11 protein-coding genes and 2 tRNA genes are annotated in these 16,170 nt (G+C 70.8%); 4 read left to right on the forward strand and 9 right to left on the reverse strand.

Annotation, left to right across the window (positions count from 1 at the left end):
- Nucleotide 1: 1 nt before the first annotated feature.
- From ACQ3I4_RS04045 to ACQ3I4_RS04075, 7 genes are all read right to left on the reverse strand, one after another.
- On the reverse strand, nt 2-1,114 hold the full coding sequence (locus ACQ3I4_RS04045; protein ID WP_430632871.1) for an LLM class flavin-dependent oxidoreductase: 1,113 nt from the start codon (nt 1,112-1,114) through the stop codon (nt 2-4).
- Between the two features lie 103 nt (nt 1,115-1,217).
- Nucleotides 1,218-4,349, reverse strand: coding sequence for an efflux RND transporter permease subunit (locus tag ACQ3I4_RS04050; RefSeq protein ID WP_430632872.1), 3,132 nt, complete (start codon nt 4,347-4,349; stop codon nt 1,218-1,220).
- Between the two features lie 97 nt (nt 4,350-4,446).
- The gene (locus ACQ3I4_RS04055; RefSeq protein WP_329860910.1) at nt 4,447-5,934 is read right to left on the reverse strand and encodes a malate:quinone oxidoreductase; all 1,488 of its coding nucleotides are present in this window, start codon (nt 5,932-5,934) and stop codon (nt 4,447-4,449) included.
- 85 nt (nt 5,935-6,019) lie between these two features.
- Nucleotides 6,020-7,819, reverse strand: coding sequence for an ABC transporter substrate-binding protein (locus tag ACQ3I4_RS04060; protein ID WP_430632873.1), 1,800 nt, complete (start codon nt 7,817-7,819; stop codon nt 6,020-6,022).
- A 124-nt stretch (nt 7,820-7,943) separates the two neighbouring features.
- Nucleotides 7,944-8,025, reverse strand: a tRNA-Leu gene (locus tag ACQ3I4_RS04065).
- 57 nt (nt 8,026-8,082) lie between these two features.
- On the reverse strand, nt 8,083-8,568 hold the full coding sequence (gene bcp / locus ACQ3I4_RS04070) for a thioredoxin-dependent thiol peroxidase (protein WP_430632874.1): 486 nt from the start codon (nt 8,566-8,568) through the stop codon (nt 8,083-8,085).
- Nucleotides 8,569-8,646: 78 nt separating this feature from the next.
- Nucleotides 8,647-8,722 (reverse strand) — tRNA-Lys (locus ACQ3I4_RS04075).
- 150 nt (nt 8,723-8,872) lie between these two features.
- Between ACQ3I4_RS04075 and ACQ3I4_RS04080 the strand changes: the two genes are divergently transcribed.
- Nucleotides 8,873-9,829: a 2-hydroxyacid dehydrogenase gene (locus tag ACQ3I4_RS04080; RefSeq protein WP_430632875.1), complete on the forward strand. Its 957-nt coding sequence runs from the start codon at nt 8,873-8,875 to the stop codon at nt 9,827-9,829.
- Nucleotides 9,830-10,014: 185 nt separating this feature from the next.
- Here ACQ3I4_RS04080 and ACQ3I4_RS04085 read toward each other — a convergent pair whose 3' ends face one another.
- Nucleotides 10,015-10,977, reverse strand: coding sequence for a hypothetical protein (locus ACQ3I4_RS04085; RefSeq protein ID WP_430632876.1), 963 nt, complete (start codon nt 10,975-10,977; stop codon nt 10,015-10,017).
- A gap of 217 nt (nt 10,978-11,194) precedes the next feature.
- Nucleotides 11,195-11,683 (reverse strand): hypothetical protein, encoded by a 489-nt coding sequence (locus tag ACQ3I4_RS04090; RefSeq protein ID WP_329860902.1) that lies wholly within the window; start codon nt 11,681-11,683, stop codon nt 11,195-11,197.
- 101 nt (nt 11,684-11,784) lie between these two features.
- On the opposite strand from ACQ3I4_RS04090, the gene ilvD reads away from it, so the two are divergent.
- From ilvD to ilvN, 3 genes are all read left to right on the forward strand, one after another.
- Nucleotides 11,785-13,488 carry a dihydroxy-acid dehydratase gene (gene ilvD, locus ACQ3I4_RS04095; RefSeq protein WP_329860901.1) on the forward strand — a complete coding sequence of 568 codons (1,704 nt, stop codon included), beginning with the start codon at nt 11,785-11,787 and terminating at the stop codon, nt 13,486-13,488.
- Nucleotides 13,489-13,748: 260 nt separating this feature from the next.
- Nucleotides 13,749-15,629: an acetolactate synthase large subunit gene (locus ACQ3I4_RS04100; RefSeq protein ID WP_329860900.1), complete on the forward strand. Its 1,881-nt coding sequence runs from the start codon at nt 13,749-13,751 to the stop codon at nt 15,627-15,629.
- A 2-nt stretch (nt 15,630-15,631) separates the two neighbouring features.
- Nucleotides 15,632-16,150, forward strand: a complete 519-nt coding sequence (ilvN, locus tag ACQ3I4_RS04105; RefSeq protein WP_329860899.1) for an acetolactate synthase small subunit — start codon at nt 15,632-15,634, stop codon at nt 16,148-16,150.
- Nucleotides 16,151-16,170 lie beyond the last annotated feature (20 nt).

Consider the following 16,170-nt stretch of genomic DNA (forward strand, 5'->3'; position numbering starts at 1 on the left):
GTCAGCCCGCCCGTCCCGTGGGCGCTGTCGCGGTCGCGGTCGCTGTCGCGGCCGCGACCCGGCCCGCGTGCGTCGGCGGAGCGGGGTGGTCCGCCGGCGTCCGCTTGGCGTACTCCTCGCGCAGCCCGGGCAGCACGGTCTCGCCGAAGAGGTCCAGCTGGTTCAGGACGGTCTTGAGCGGCAGTCCCGCGTGGTCGATCAGGAACAGCTGGCGGTGGTAGTCGCCGAAGAACTCCTGGAACGAGAGGGTCTTCTCGAGCACCTCCTGCGGGCTGCCCACGGTGAGCGGGGTCTGGGCGGTGAAGTCCTCGAGCGAGGGGCCGTGCCCGTAGACGGGGGCGTTGTCGAAGTACGGCCGGAACTGGCGGACGGCGTCCTGGGAATTCCGGGCGAGGTAGAACTGGCCGCCGAGCCCCACGACGGCCTGGTCCGCCCGGCCGTGGCCGTAGTGCTCGTAGCGCTCGCGGTAGAGCCCGATCAGCTGCTGGTAGTGCTCCTTGGGCCAGAAGATGTTGTTGGCGAAGAAGCCGTCGCCGTAGTAGGCCGCGATCTCCGCGACCTGCGGGGTGCGGATCGAGCCATGCCAGACGAACGGCGCCACGCCGTCGAGGGGCCGCGGGGTGGAGGTGAAGTTCTGCAGCGGGGTGCGGTGCTTGCCGCTCCACGTCACGGTGTCCTCGTCCCAGAGGCGGCGCAGCAAGTGGTAGTTCTCGACCGTGAGCTCCACGGAGTCCTGCGCGCTCTTGCCGAACCACGGGTAGACGGGCGCCGTGTTGCCCCGGCCCAGGACCAGGTCGACGCGGCCGTCGGCGAGGTGCTGCAGCATCGCGAAGTCCTCCGCGATCTTCACGGGGTCGTTGGTGGTGATCAGGGTCGTGGCCGTGGAGAGGATGATCCGCTCGGTCCGCGCCGCGATGTTGGCCAGGAGCGTGGTCGGCGAGGAGGAGAAGAACGGCCGGTTGTGGTGCTCGCCGATGGCGAAGACGTCGAGCCCGATCTCCTCCACCTTCTGCGCGATGGCGACGGCGGCCTTGATCCTCTCGTGCTCGCCCGGCGTGGTCCCGTTGACCGGGTCGGTGGTGATGTCGCTGACGCTGAAGACGCCGATCTGCATGGTGCTGCTCCTGTCCCGTGCGGTGGTCCCGCCGATTCATCTTATATGCGTTTGCATACAAAACGAAGTGGGTGGCCGGGCTATTCCCGCACCATGGCCTGGCTCAGGCCGCGGCGTGCCGTGGGGCTCGCCGGGCCGTGTTCCGCCGTTCCCGGCGCACTTCGAGGAGGCGGTACAGCACGGGGACGAGCACGAGCGTGAGGGCCGTGGAGGAGACCAGGCCGCCGATGACGACGACGGCGAGCGGCTGGGAGATGAAGCCGCCCTCGCCCGTGATGCCCAGCGCCATGGGCGTGAGCGCGAAGATCGTGGCGAGCGCGGTCATCAGGATGGGCCGCAGGCGCTGCCGCGCGCCCTGGTGGATGGCGTCGTCGAGCGGCATCGCGGCCCGTCCTGGACCGGGCTTGCGGTACTGGTTGATGAGGTCGATCAACACGATCGCGTTGGTCACCACGATGCCCACGAGCATGAGCATGCCGATGAGCGAGGGCAGCCCGAGCGGCACGCCCGTGACGAGGAGCAGCCCGATCGCGCCCGTGGCCGCGAAGGGAACGGAGACCAGGAGGATGAGCGGCTGCGCGAGCGACTTGAACGTCGCGACCATGATGACGTAGACGATCGCGACCGCCGCCAGGAGGGCGAGGTAGAGCTGCTCGAAGGACTCCGCCTGCTGCGTCGCCGCGCCGCCGACGGTCGCCGCGGCACCCTCGGGCAGCTCGAGGGCGTCGATGCGCCCGGTGACCTCCGCGGCCACCCCGCCGAGGTCGTTCTCCCCGGGCGTCACGGAGACGGTCGCGATGCGTTCGCCGTTGGCGCTCGAGACGCTCGCGGGCGCCTCGACGACCTCGACGGCGGCGATGTCGCCCAGCTCCACGGGTCCCTGCGGCGTCGGGATGGCCAGCGCACGGAGCTCCTCCACCGTCCCGGCCGAGCCGCCCTCGCCGATGGCCACGGGGTACTCGGTGAAGCCGAGGCGGACGCTCCCGGCCGGCAGCGGGGCGAGCGCCGAGGCGGCGAGCCCGCCGATCTGCTGATCGGTCAGGCCGCGACGGGCCGCCTCGGCCGGGTCCACGGTGACCGAGACCTGTGGGCGGGAGGCCACGAGGTCCGATTCGACGCCGCGGGCGCCCTCGATGCCCGCCAGGCGCTCCTCGACGACGGCCGCCGCCTCCTCGAGGAGCTCCGGGGTCGGGGCCGTGATGTCGACGTCGACGGTGCTGCTCGTGCCGAAGCCGCCCTCCTGGGTGCTGAAGCGCGGCGCGGTCCCGCCGGCGGCCGCCTCGACGGCGGGGCGGACGGCGTCGATGAGCTCCTCGACGTCCCGGCCCTCCTCCGTGATGACCGTGAACTGGGCCCGGTCGGTCCCGGCGCCGAAGGACGCGAAGCCGCCCGAGGGATTGCCCACCGTCAGCTGCACATCGCGGATCCCGTCCCCGGCGCGCAGCGCCTCCTCCACGGGCAGGGCCGCGTCGAGGGTGGTCTGCAGCGAGGAACCGGCGGGTAGTTCCTGGACCACGCTGAAGCTGTTCTGGCCGCTCGAGCCGAGCAGGTTGGTCGGCAGGAGCGGCACCATCGCGACCGTGCCGGCGAGCAGGAGCACCGCGGCCGTCAGGGTGATGACGGGGTGGCGCTGGGTGGAATCGAGCACGGGGGAGTAGCCGCGCTGGAGCCAGCTCCCCCGTTCCCTCTCCAGGGCCCGCTCGCGGGCGGCCGCCGCGGCCCGGGGGGCACCGGCGTCGTCCGCTGCGGGGGAGGCGTGCCCACGGCCCAGGAACCAGTAGGCGAGCACGGGGACGATCGTCAGGGAGACCAGGAGCGAGGCCACGAGCGCGAGCGTCATGGTCAACGCGAACGGCCGGAACAGCTCCCCGGCGAGGTCGCCGACGAAGGCGACCGGGAGGAAGACCGCGACCGTGGTCAGGGTGGCGGCCGTGATCGCGGTCGCGACCTCCCGCACGGCCGTGCGGATGGCCGTGACCTTGTCCTCGCCGTAGGCCAGGTGCCGCTTGATGTTCTCGATCACGACGATCGAGTCGTCGACCACGCGCCCGATCGAGATCGTCAGCGCGCCGAGGGTCAGGATGTTCAGCGAGTACCCGAACGCGTTCAGGCCGATGAACGTCACGAGCAGGGAGAGCGGGATGGAGACCGCGGTGACCAGGGTCGAGCGGACGCTGAGCAGGAAGACCAGGATGACGAGCACGGCGAAGCCCAGGCCCAGCAGTCCCTCCGTCGTGAGGTCCTTGATGGACTTCTCGATGAAGGGCGCCTGGTCGAACACGGTCGTGAAGACGGCGTCGCCGCCCAGCTCGGCCTGCAGCGAGGGGAGGAGCTCGGCGACCGCGTGCGAGATCGCCACGGTGTCCCCGTCCGGCGTCTTGGTCAGCGCGAGCGCGAGGGTCTCCTCGCCGTTGGTACGGGTGACCGACGTCGGCTCGTCGTCGACGATCTCCACGCTCGCGACGTCGCCGATGACGGAGACGTCGTCCCGGCCCTCGATGCTCAGGGGAAGCCCGCGCACGTCGTCGAGGGAGGCGATGTCGGTCCCGGCCTGCACGGGCAGCGTGAGCCCCTCCTGGCCGACGCTGCCGATCGGGAAGAGCCCGGCGTTCTCGTCGAGCGCCGTGGCGATGTCGGCCACGGACGCTCCCGCCGCCGCGAGGTCCGCGGCGCGTGGCAGGACGGCGATGTGCTGCGTGGCGCCGCCCGTGACGTCGACGGTGCGCACCCCGTCGACCTTGCGCAGCTTGGGGACCGTGAGCCGCTCGAGGTCGGCCTTGAGGCCGTTGAGTGAGTCCCCGCCGGCGACGGCGAGGTAGACCACGGGGAAGTCGGCGATGGACCCGGCGAAGGAGCTCGGCTCGACGTCGTCGGGGAGTACCTGCCGGGCGTTGGCGACGGCCCGGTCCACCTGGTTGCGGGCGCGGTCCAGGTTGGTCCCATAGGTGAAGGCGAGGTTGATGGTCGCCAGCCCCGTGCGCGACGTGGCGGAGGAGGACTCGAGTCCCTCGACCGCCTGGAGGGCGTTCTCAAGGGGCTCGCCGACCTGGCGGTCCACGACCTCGGGGGAGGCGCCCGGCATCGCGGCCACGACCGTGATCTGCGGGAACTCGAGGGAGGGGATGAGCTCCTGCTTGAGCGAGCCCATGGTGATGACACCGAACACCGAGGCAAAGACGGTGATGAGGGCGATCAGCGCCCGGTTCCCCAATGACAGCTCGGCGAGGCGGTGCATGGTGCTCCTTCGGATCGGACCCGTCGCGGTCCCGGTGCCGGCGCGTCCGGCGGGCGGCCGCTCCGGTCCGGCCGGTGCCGGACGCCCGCCCGAGGCGTCAGGCGAGCTTGAGGGTGGAGTCGGTCGCGGCCGTGACCTCGGCCAGGAGCGCCGGGTTCTCGTTGAGCCGCGTGCCGTGGCTCGGGATGATCTCGGTGAGCTTGGACTCCCAGCCGCCGAACTGGGCGGGGAAGCAGCGGCGCAGGACCTCGATCATGATCGGGGCCGCGGTGGAGGCGCCCGGGGAGGCGCCGAGCAGGCCGGAGATCGTCCCGTCGGCGCTCGTGATGACCTCGGTGCCGAACTGCAGGACGCCGCCCTTCCGGGGATCCTTCTTGATCACCTGGACGCGCTGGCCGGCGGTGATGAGCTCCCACTCGCCGGAGACGGCGCCCGGGAAGTACTCGCGCAGCGCCTCGTCCTTCTTGCCGCGGGACTTCAGCACCTCCTTGACCAGGTAGGCCGTGAGGTCCAGGTTGTCCTTGCCGACGGCGAGCATCGAGAGCAGGTTGTGCAGGCGCAGCGAGCGCGGAAGGTCCCAGAAGGAGCCCGTCTTGAGGAAGTTCGTCGAGAACCCGGCGTACGGGCCGAACATCAGGGAGCGCTTGCCGTCCACGAAGCGGGTGTCGAGGTGCGGCACGGACATCGGCGGGGCGCCGACCGAGGCCTGGCCGTAGACCTTGGCGTGGTGGCGGGCGATCGTCGCGTCGTTGGTGTTGCGCAGGAACTGGCCGGAGACGGGGAAGCCGCCGAAGCCCTTGATCTCCGGGATGCCGGAGAGCTGGAGCAGGTGCAGGGCCCCGCCGCCGGCACCCACGAACACGAACTTGGCGTGCACGGTGTGCTTCTGCCCCGTCGCGTTGTTCTTCACCGTCAGGGTCCAGCCGCCGCCCGAGCGCTCGAGGCGCGTGACGCGGTGCCCGAAGTGCAGCTCGGTGCCGGCGGAGCCGAGGTGGGAGGTCAGCTGGCGGGTGAGCGAGCCGAAATCGACGTCGGTGCCGCCCGCGACGCGCGACGCCGCGACGCGGTGTGCGCCGTCGCGGCCCTCGGCCACGAGCGGCGCCCACTCGCCGATGGTGCCGAGGTCCTCGGTGTGCTCGATGGCCTCGAACAGGGGCTGCGCCTTGAGGGCCTCGTAGCGGGTGCGCAGGTAGTCGGCGTGCGCGTCGCCGAGGACGAAGCTCATGTGGGGGAGCGGGTTGATGAAGGACTCGGGCGCGCCGACGTGGCCCTGCTCGACGAGGTAGGCGTAGAACTGGCGGGAGACCTGGTACTGCTCGTTGATGCCGACGGCCTTCGCGGGGTCGACGCTGCCGTCCTTGGCGGCCGGCGTGTAGTTCAGCTCGCAGAGCGCGGAGTGCCCGGTCCCGGCGTTGTTCCACGGGCCGGAGGACTCGAGCCCGGCCTGGTCCAGGTTCTCGAACAATCCCATGGTCCACCCGGGCTCGAGCTGCTTGATGAGCGCGCCGAGCGTGGCGCTCATGATGCCCCCGCCGATCAGCGCGACGTCGAGGTTCTGGGTGGGGGTGGTCGCGGACACAGGCATTCTCCATCATCGGACGATCTGGGTGGCTTACGCCAAGGTTAGCGCGGCGCCTCGAGGCGGATGAAATCCCCGCCGGCCCGCGGCGTCAGTCCGTGACGACGCTCACGCGGTCGAACACCTCGTCGAGGACGGGGCTCGAGGGATAGCTCGTCACGGACTGGCCGACGGCGACGGCGGAGATCGGGTAGGCGATCGGCAGGGCCGGCAGGTCCGCGGCCAGCAGCTCGCCGATCGCCCGGTAGGCCTCCGTCCGCTCGTCGCCCGGGGCCATGGAACGCGCCGTCGTGATCTGCGTGCGCAGCGCGGTGGGCGCGTAGCCGAACTGGCGGGCCGAGGCGCCGAAGATCGAGCTGAGGAAGTGGTCCGGGTCGCGGTAGGAACCGGACCAGCCCAGGAGGTTGAAGCCCGGCTGCTCGCCGCCGAGGACCTGCTGGAGGTAGCCCTCGGACCAGGGCACGGGGACCGGTCGGATCGTGATTCCGACGGCGGAGAGCTGGCGGCTCAGTTCCGCGTAGATCCGCTCGGGCAGGGGAAGGTACGCCCGCGTGATGCCGAGCGGGTACGTGAAGGGGACCGGTTCGCCGTCGTACCCCGCCTCGGCCAGCAGCTCGCGTGCCGCTTCCGGGTTGTAGCCGTAGTAGCCCTCCGGGCTCGGCACCCCGAGGCTCGGCGGCAGGAAGCTGCGCGCCTCCTTGGTGCCGGAGATGAAGAAGCGCTCGATCAGCCGCTGCCGGTCCACGGCGTGCGCCACGGCCTGGCGGACGGAGACATCGGCCAGGACGGCGTTCTGCTGGTTCATGCCGAGGAAGAAGACGGAGAACGGATCGCGCTGCAACAGCTGCTGGCCGCCGCGGACGAGCTCGCGCAGCTCGTCGAGGGTGACCATGTCGTAGCCGTCGATGTCGCCGCGGCGCAGCGAGCGCAAGCGGGATCCGGCATCGCGCAGCACGCCGAACTCGACCGTGTCCACCTGGCCGCGGTCCTGCCAGTGGCCGTCGAAGGACTCGAGCACGACGCGGTCGCCGTCGACCTGGGCGAACGCGAACGGGCCCGTGCCGACGGGTGCCGCGCCGAAGGCGGAACGGGGGGCGCCGTTCTCGTCGAGCTCGACCTCGTCGGCCGCGAGCTCCTCGAGCGCCCGGGGGGAGGCGATGCCGAAGCCGGCCATCGTCAGGGCCTCGATCAGGCCGGTCAGCGGGGCGCGGAGCCGCAGCTCGAACGTCATGGGGTCCACGGCGGTGCAGCCGGCGAAGTAGCTCGCCCCGTCCAGGACCTCCCCGTCGATGCCCTCGACCTCGGCGTCCTCGAGGGCCTCCGCCCGGTCGGCCAGGGTGTCCTGGCCGCCGGTGTCGGCGACGACGGGGGCCGGGGGCTGCGGGTGGTGGTGGAAGACGGCGTCGAAGGCCTGTCCCGGGCGGGCCCCGAGCTCGGGCGGGAGGGAGGCCCAGCGCTGGAAGTTGGCGACGCAGGCCTCGGCGTCGAACGCGGTGCCGTCGTGGAAGAGGACGCCCTGGCGCAGCGTGAAGCGGTAGCGCAGGCCGTCGTCGGAGACGGTCCAGCCCGTGGCCAGGGCGGGCGTCGGCGCCCCGGTGTTGGGGTCGACGCCGACGAGGGTCTCGAAGACCTGGCGCGTGATGCGGAACGACTCGTTGTCGACCGCGAGCGCGGGGTCGAGGGTCTCGGGCGCCGCGGCCGTGCCGAAGCGGAAGACGAGCGGCTCGGGATCCCCCGTGGGACCGGGAGTGGTGGCCGGGGTCCCGACGGTGCCGGGGGTGCAGCCGGCGAGGGCCGCGGCCGCCACCGCGCCGAGTCCCAGGAAGCCGCGGCGTCCCAGAAGGCGGGGCCGCACGAGGCGTGCGTCGTCGTGTCCGGCGCTGCGCTCCACGCGTGCTCCTTGGGGTCGGGGCCTGCACGGCCCGGCGGTCGGGGGTGTGCCTGGTACAACGCACGGGGCCCCGCGGAAGATCCACGGGGCCCCGCGCGGCGCGTCCGGTGCGGCCGCGCAGAAGTGCGAGCGGGGGGACTTGAACCCCCACGTCCGAAGACACTGGAACCTAAATCCAGCGCGTCTGCCAATTTCGCCACGCTCGCGCGGACCGGGCTTGCGCGAAGCCCCGTTCAGTGTAGCCGACGGCCCTGCGCGGCCGGTCAGGCCGAGGCGAGCCCGAGGTCGCGGTGGAGCTTGGCGACGTGTCCCTTGGCCCGGACGTTGTATTGCGCCAGTTCGACGACGCCGTGCTCGTCGACGACGATCGTGGAGCGGATGAGTCCCTCGTAGGTGCGGCCGTAGTTCTTCTTCTCGCCCCACGCGCCGTAGGCGAGGGCCACGGCGTGGTCCTCGTCGGCGAGCAGGGTGAAGCCGAGGTCCTGGTTCCGGGCGAAGGCCTTGAGCTTCTCCGGGGCGTCGGGGGAGAGGCCGACGACCCGGTAACCGGCCGCGGCCAGGGAGCCGAGGGTGTCGTTGAAGTCGCAGGCCTGCTGCGTGCAGGCCGGCGTCGAGGCCGCGGGGTAGAAGTAGAGGACGGTCTTGCGGCCGGCGAACGAGTCGAGGGTGTGCGTGGCGCCTTCGGAGTCCGGCAGGGCGAAGGCCGGGGCGCGGTCCCCGGTGGTCAGGCGGGCGGCGGTCTGCGTCATCGTCGGTCCTTACGTTCGCGTGCGTTTCGGGTGCAGATGCAGAAAGAGGCCGGCCTGTTCGGCCGGCCTCCTTCGGGCTGGTGCACCCCCCGGGACTTGAACCCGGAACCCATTGATTAAGAGTCAATTGCTCTGCCAATTGAGCTAGAGGTGCATCATGCTGGGCGGCTGGTTCGTTTCCGACCGACCGCGTCTGCAACGGGATAAAACACTACCAGCGCTCCCCGCCCGATGCAAAACGGAACGGGGCAATGAGATCGACGTCACCTGCGCGCGTGCCGTGGCCGGGCCTAGGCTGGCTTGCATGGAACCCGTCACCGTCTTCACCTTCCCCGATTCCGCGCTGCTCGAGGCCTGCTCGCCCCTGCCCGAGGGGGTGCGTGCGGGCGTCTGGGACCTCGACGGCGACCCCGTCGGCGTGGACCTGGACGAGATCGAGGCGGTGGTGCTTCCGTACATCATGTCCGGCGGCTCCTTCTCCGCCGTGCGCAGGGCCCCGAACGTGCGGATCGTGCAGACCCAGTCCACGGGGTACGACGGCGTGGCGGAGCGCGTGGGAGGGCACGTCGCCGTGGCCTCGGCCGCCGGGGTGCACGCCGCGGCGACGGCGGAGCTCGCGGTCGGCCTGGCCCTGTCCTCCCTGCGCGGGCTCGACGAGGCGGCCCGGGACCAGCACGCGCGCCGCTGGGCGCCCGCCCGGTGGCGCGGTCTCGCCGACCGCAGGGTCGGCATCGTGGGCGTCGGCGGCATCGGCGAGGAGATCCGCCGCCGCCTGGAGCCGTTCGAGGTGGACCTCGTGCGGATCGGCCGCGGCGCGCGCGAGGACGGCCACGGCCGGATCCACGGCATCGACGAGCTCCCGGAGCTCGCCGGCGGGCTCGAGGTCCTGGTCCTGATCGTTCCGCTGGACGACTCGACGCACCACCTCGTCGACGCCGCCCTGCTCGCGCGGCTGCCCGACGGCGCGCTCGTGGTCAACGTGGCCCGCGGCCCCGTCGTCGACACCGACGCCCTCACCGCGGAGGTCGCCTCGGGGCGCCTGAAGTGCGCCCTCGACGTCGTGGATCCGGAACCGCTGCCGGAGGACCACCCGCTGTGGACCCTTCCGGGAGCGTTCATCACGCCGCACAACGGCGGCAACACGGACGCCTTTCCGCCGCGCATCACGGCCCTGCTCAAGCGCCAGATCGCGGCGCTGGCGCAGGGGCGCACGCCGGAGAACCTGGTCCACGAGGGGGACCGGCTGCTGGCCGGGCGGTAGACGCCCGGGATCCCTTACGCCTGGTTCGGAGCGTCGACGCATCGCCCTGGTCTGGAATGCAGATCGTGGGGGCTGGTTCTGGGTGTCGACGCTTTGCCCTGGTCTGGAATGCAGATCGTGGGGGCTTCGCGGCCCTGAAGCCACATCATCTGCAGGGCAGACTCGGGGAGACCGCCTGCGAGGGTTCAGGCGGACTCGCCCGAGATCTGCCGGCGCTTTTCGAAGGCGTGCTCGAGCCGGTCCAGGAACCTCGCGCGGCCGTTGGCGGTGAAGATGGCCTTGTCGGCCCGCACGACGATCCAGCCCAGGGATTCGTAGGCGAAGTCCCGGTTGATGTCCTTTCCGAGCTGGACCAGCTCGGAGTGGTGGGCACCCTCGTACTGGATGGCGATGCGGAGTTCCCTGTACTGCAGGTCCGGCAGGATCGTGGCTCCGCCGGGGCGGCTGACGGGTCGGTTGACGAGCGGTTCGGGATAGCCCGCCTCCACGATGAGCTGGCGCAGGATCGACTCCGGCCGCGAATCGACGCCGGGACGCATCATGGCCAGGGCCTTGCGCGCGGCGACGGCTCCCGGGATCCGTCCGCGACGGGCGAGTACGGCGGAAAGCCGCTCGACGGAGGAGACCGGGTGCCGGCCCAGGGGCCCTGACCGCCGGTTCGGGCCATCGCCTCTTTGGAGCAGGGAGTCCCCGGCGACCACGAGCTCCCTGACGTCCAGGCCCAGGGCGGCCAGATCGGTCCACGTCCACTCCGCGCTCGTCAGGCGCAGCGCGTCGAAGCTCCGGACGTCCTCCTTCGTGAGGGGAGCGGTGTGGCCGACGACGCCCTTGCGCCGTGGTGCCGCACCCCGTCCCGCGACCCGGGTCAGGTGGACCGGGCAGGTCGATTCGTGGCGCCGTTCGAGCCACATGCCCCACGCCTGGGCGGCACTCGTGTGGCTCACGTACGTGTCCGGTGTGATCGTCGAGTAGACCGCGAGGACCTGCCGCGCATCCGACTCGAACGCCGAGTTGATGCGGAGCCCGCGGCTGGGGACCGTCATCTCCGGCAGCCTCAACTGATGCCGGGTGACTCCGCCGGCAAGGGCGTCTTCGGCCGTGAAGATGCCCTTCTGGGCGGCGTCGGGCAGGCTCTTGCGTCGTGACATGAACCCATCGTCGCCCGGATGAGGCCGGCGCGATCTGGGTTATCCACAGGCGACGGCGCCCGCCGCGGGCCGCCACGCCGAGGATCGGCCCGGCCTGCCTTCTTTCGCTTGCAGATCGTGGGGGGTTCGCGGCCCTGAAGCCACATCATCTGCAGACCAGACCAGACCAGACCAGACCAGACCAGACCAGACCAGACCAAGCCGAGGTGGGAGGGGCCTAGTCGGCCGGGGCCGGCTCCTGCTCGGTGGAGAAGTCCTCGAGGCGGGTCATGAACTCGTCCATGAAGGCGCGGAAGTCCAGCGCGTCAGCCGCCTGGTCCAGCCGGACCAGGGACCCGCCGTCGGGAGATGCGGCCGGCGGGAGCGCAACGCTCGGCGCGTCCGCGACGTCGAAGCGGTAGACGCGGCCCGTGGTCGTCCCGACCTCGTAGCCGCCCTCCCGGACCTCGGCGAGGTGGGACACGTTCGTGAGGTTGATGGACACGGCATCGTCCAGGGGGGAGAGGTCGCGGGGCTGCAGGGGCGCCACGATGAGCTCGAGCGGCTGCCTCCGGTAGCCCACCACGAAGCTGCCCCCGCCGCCGGAACGACCGGCGCCGAAGACCAGGTTGTAGCTGCCGAAGTTGGGAATCTGCTCGTCGAAGGCGCCATGGAGGTGGGCCTTCAGCGCGGCGTCGCGTGCGTCGTCGTTCGTATCGTTCCCCATGGCAACCAGCATAGGCGCAGCCGCCGACGGCGTCCCCCGGAATGTTGCGGGAGCCGGTCACGGGTTCGTTGCGATACCGGAGCGTCACTAGAATCGCCAGCATGAGCCAGGACACCACTCCAGACATCAAGCCACGCAGCCGCGCCGTCACCGACGGCATCCACGCCGCACCGGCCCGCGGCATGTTCCGCGCCGTCGGCATGGGCGACGACGACTTCGCCAAGCCGCAGATCGGCGTCGCGAGCTCCTGGAACGAGATCACCCCCTGCAACCTCTCCCTGAACCGCCTCGCCCAAGGTGCCAAGGAAGGCGTCCACGCCGGTGGCGGCTTCCCCATGCAGTTCGGCACGATCTCCGTCTCCGACGGCATCTCCATGGGGCATGAGGGCATGCACTTCTCCCTCGTGTCCCGCGAGGTCATCGCCGACTCGGTCGAGACGGTCATGATGGCCGAGCGGATCGACGGCTCCGTCCTGCTGGCCGGCTGCGACAAGTCCCTTCCCGGCATGCTCATGGCGGCGGCCCGCCTGGACCTCGCGAGCGTCTTCCTCTACGCCGGCACCATCATGCCCGGCTTCGCCAAGCTCGAGGACGGAACGGAGAAGGAGGTCACGCTCATCGACGCCTTCGAGGCCGTCGGGGCGTGCGCCGCGGGCACCATGAGCGCCAAGGACCTCGACGCGATCGAGCGGGCCATCTGTCCCGGCGAGGGCGCGTGCGGCGGCATGTACACCGCCAACACGATGGCCTCCGTCGGCGAGGCGCTCGGCATGTCCCTGCCCGGCTCCGCCGCCCCGCCGTCCGCCGACCGGCGACGCGACATGTACGCCCGCAAGTCGGGCGAGGCGGTCGTGAACCTGCTGCGCAAGGGCATCACGGCCCGGCAGATCCTCACCAAGAAGGCCTTCGAGAACGCCATCGCCGTCACCATGGCGTTCGGCGGTTCCACCAACGCCGTGCTCCACCTGCTCGCGATCGCGCGCGAGGCCGAGGTCGAGCTGACCCTCGACGACTTCACGCGCATCGGCCAGAAGGTCCCGCACCTCGCGGACATGAAGCCCTTCGGCCGCTACGTCATGTACGACCTCGACAAGATCGGCGGCGTGCCCGTCGTCATGAAGGCCCTCCTCGACGCCGGCCTGCTGCACGGCGACGCGCTCACCGTCACGGGCAAGACCGTCGCGGAGAACCTGGCCGAGATCGATCCGCCGTCCCTCGACGGCAAGGTCCTGCGCACCCTCGACAACCCGCTCCACGCCACCGGCGGCGTGACGGTGCTGCACGGCTCGCTCGCCCCCGAGGGAGCGGTCGTGAAGTCGGCCGGCTTCGACGCCGACGTCTTCGAGGGCACGGCGCGCGTCTTCGAGCGCGAGCAGGGGGCGCTCGACGCGCTCGACCACGGCGGGATCAAGGCCGGAGACGTCGTCGTCATCCGCTACGAGGGACCCAAGGGCGGTCCCGGCATGCGGGAGATGCTCGCCATCACCGGTGCCATCAAGGGCGCCGGCCTGGGCAAGGACGTCCTGCTGCTCACCGACGGCCGCTTCTCCGGCGGGACGACGGGGCTGTGCATCGGCCACGTCTCGCCCGAGGCCGTCGACGGCGGCCCGATCGCCTTCGTCAAGGACGGGGACCGCATCCGCGTGGACATCGCCGCCCGGACGTTCGACCTGCTCGTCGACGAGGCGGAGCTCGAGGCGCGCAAGGTCGGCTGGGAGCCGCTCCCGGCCAAGTTCACGACGGGCGTCCTCGGCAAGTACGTCAAGCTCGTCAACTCGGCGAGCGTCGGCGCCTACTGCGGCTGACGCAAGGCGTCCGGTGGTCGGAAGTGTCCAGCCACCGGACGCCTTGTCCACATAGTGAGACGGCCGGGCGGCGTGTTGACAGTGTTCCCGACAGGCGGGGAGACTGGGGGACATGCACAAGACCACCGTTGTCCTACGAGTTACCAGGCGCGTCGCCTAGGTCCCATCGTCGGACCGGTGACGCGCAACCCCGCTGAGGCTTCGAGGCCGCCAGAGGGGTTTTTTTATGCGCAGAACCAACGGAGAGAAGGAAGAATCCTATGAGTAACGGAACACCCATCAGCCCCTCGCTGGTGGCCAAGGCCGCGGGCCGTGCCAAGGATGCTGCTCCTGTCTCTTCCGCCGTGGATGCACCGGGTCCCGTGCAGGGGCCCAACAACACCGTTGCACCCACGCAGATGACTGGCTCACAAGCCATCGTCCGCGCACTGGAAGAACTGGGCGTCACCGACGTCTTCGGGTTGCCGGGCGGGGCCATCCTCCCCACCTACGACCCACTGATGGACTCGACCAGGATCAACCACGTCCTGGTCCGCCACGAACAGGGAGCCGGGCACGCCGCCCAGGGCTACGCCATGGTCACCGGGGAAGTCGGGGTGTGCATCGCCACCTCCGGCCCGGGCGCCACCAACCTCGTCACGGCGATCGCCGACGCCCACATGGACTCCGTCCCGATGGTGGCCATCACCGGCCAGGTCGGCAGCGCGTTCATCGGCAGCGACGCCTTCCAGGAGGCGGACATCGTGGGCATCACGATGCCCATCACCAAGCACTCGTTCCTCGTCACCCGCGCCGCGGACATCCCGCGCGTCATGGCCGAGGCGTTCCACATCGCCGGCACGGGCCGCCCCGGTCCCGTGCTCGTGGACATCACCAAGGACGCCCAGCAGGCCACGATGGAGTTCTCCTGGCCGCCGCAGATCGACCTGCCCGGCTACCGCACCGTGGTGCGCGGGCACTCCAAGCAGGTCCGCGAGGCGGCGAAGCTGATCCAGGCCTCGTCCCGTCCCGTGTTCTACGTCGGTGGCGGCGTCATCAAGGGGCACGCCTCGCAGGAGCTGCGCGAGCTCGCCGAGCTCGTGGGGGCCCCCGTGGTGACCACGCTCCAGGCCCGGGGCGCGTTCCCGGACTCGCACGAGCAGCACGTCGGGATGCCCGGGATGCACGGCTCCGTCACCGCGGTGACCGCGCTGCAGCAGTCCGACCTGCTGATCACGCTCGGGGCCCGCTTCGACGACCGCGTCACCGGCGTCCTCTCCACCTTCGCGCCCCACGCCAAGGTGATCCACGCCGACATCGACCCGGCCGAGATCTCCAAGAACCGCGCCGCGGACATCCCGATCGTCGGCTCGGTCAAGGAGATCATCCCGGAGCTGCTCGAGGCCTGCCGGACGCGCTTCGCCGAGGACGGCGCCCCGGAGCTCGCCCCGTGGTGGGCGACCCTGAACCGCCTGCGGGAGACCTACCCGATCGGCTACACGGACACGAACGACGGGCTGTCCGCTCCGCAGAACGTGATCCAGCGGATCGGCGAGCTGACCGGTCCGGAAGGCGTCTACGTCGCCGGCGTCGGCCAGCACCAGATGTGGGCGGCCCAGTTCGTCAAGTACGAGCGGCCCCACCAGTGGCTGAACTCGGGCGGCCTCGGCACCATGGGCTACTCGGTGCCGGCGGCCATGGGGGCCAAGGTCGGGAACCCGGACCGCGTGGTGTGGGCGATCGACGGCGACGGCTGCTTCCAGATGACCAACCAGGAACTGGCCACGTGCGTCATCAACAACATCCCGATCAAGGTCGCCGTCATCAACAACTCCTCGCTCGGCATGGTGAGGCAGTGGCAGACGCTCTTCTATGAGGCCCGCTACTCCAACACCGACCTGAACACGGGCCACGGAACGGCCCGCGTGCCCGACTTCGTCAAGCTCGCCGACGCCTACGGCTGCGCCGGGCTGCGCTGCGAGCGGGACGAGGACATCGACGCCACCATCCAGCAGGCGCTCGCGATCAACGACCGCCCGGTCGTGGTCGACTTCGTCGTCAGCCGCGACGCGATGGTGTGGCCGATGGTGCCCTCGGGCGTCAGCAACGACGCCATCCAGATCGCCCGCGGCATGACCCCTGATTGGGAAGAGGAGGACTGACCATGGCACGCCACACGCTGTCCGTGCTCGTCGAGGACGTCCCGGGCGTCCTGACCCGCGTGGCCGGGCTCTTCGCCCGCCGCGCGTTCAACATCCACTCGCTCGCCGTCGGACCGACCGAGGTCTCCGGGATGTCCCGGGTCACGGTCGTCGTCGACGCCGAGGGTGACCTGCTCGAGCAGGTCACCAAGCAGCTGAACAAGCTCATCAACGTCATCAAGATCGTCGAACTCACCCCCGACTCGTCCGTGCAGCGGGACCACATCCTGGTCAAGGTGCGCGCGGATCCGGCGACCCGGCTGCAGGTAACCCAGGCGGCCGACCTCTTCCGTGCCTCGGTCGTGGACGTCTCCACCGACTCGCTCATCATCGAGGCCACGGGCACCGCCGAGAAGCTGAACGCGCTCCTGTCCGTGCTGGAGCCGTTCGGCGTCCGTGAAATCGTCCAGTCAGGGACCCTGGCCATCGGCCGGGGCTCCAAATCGATGTCGGACCGCGCCCTGCGCTCCGTCTCCGCTTGAAACCGCCCTTCTAAGGAGTA

The organism is Zafaria sp. Z1313 (assembly GCF_050563205.1).
Taxonomy (GTDB): domain Bacteria; phylum Actinomycetota; class Actinomycetes; order Actinomycetales; family Micrococcaceae; genus JAZDCJ01.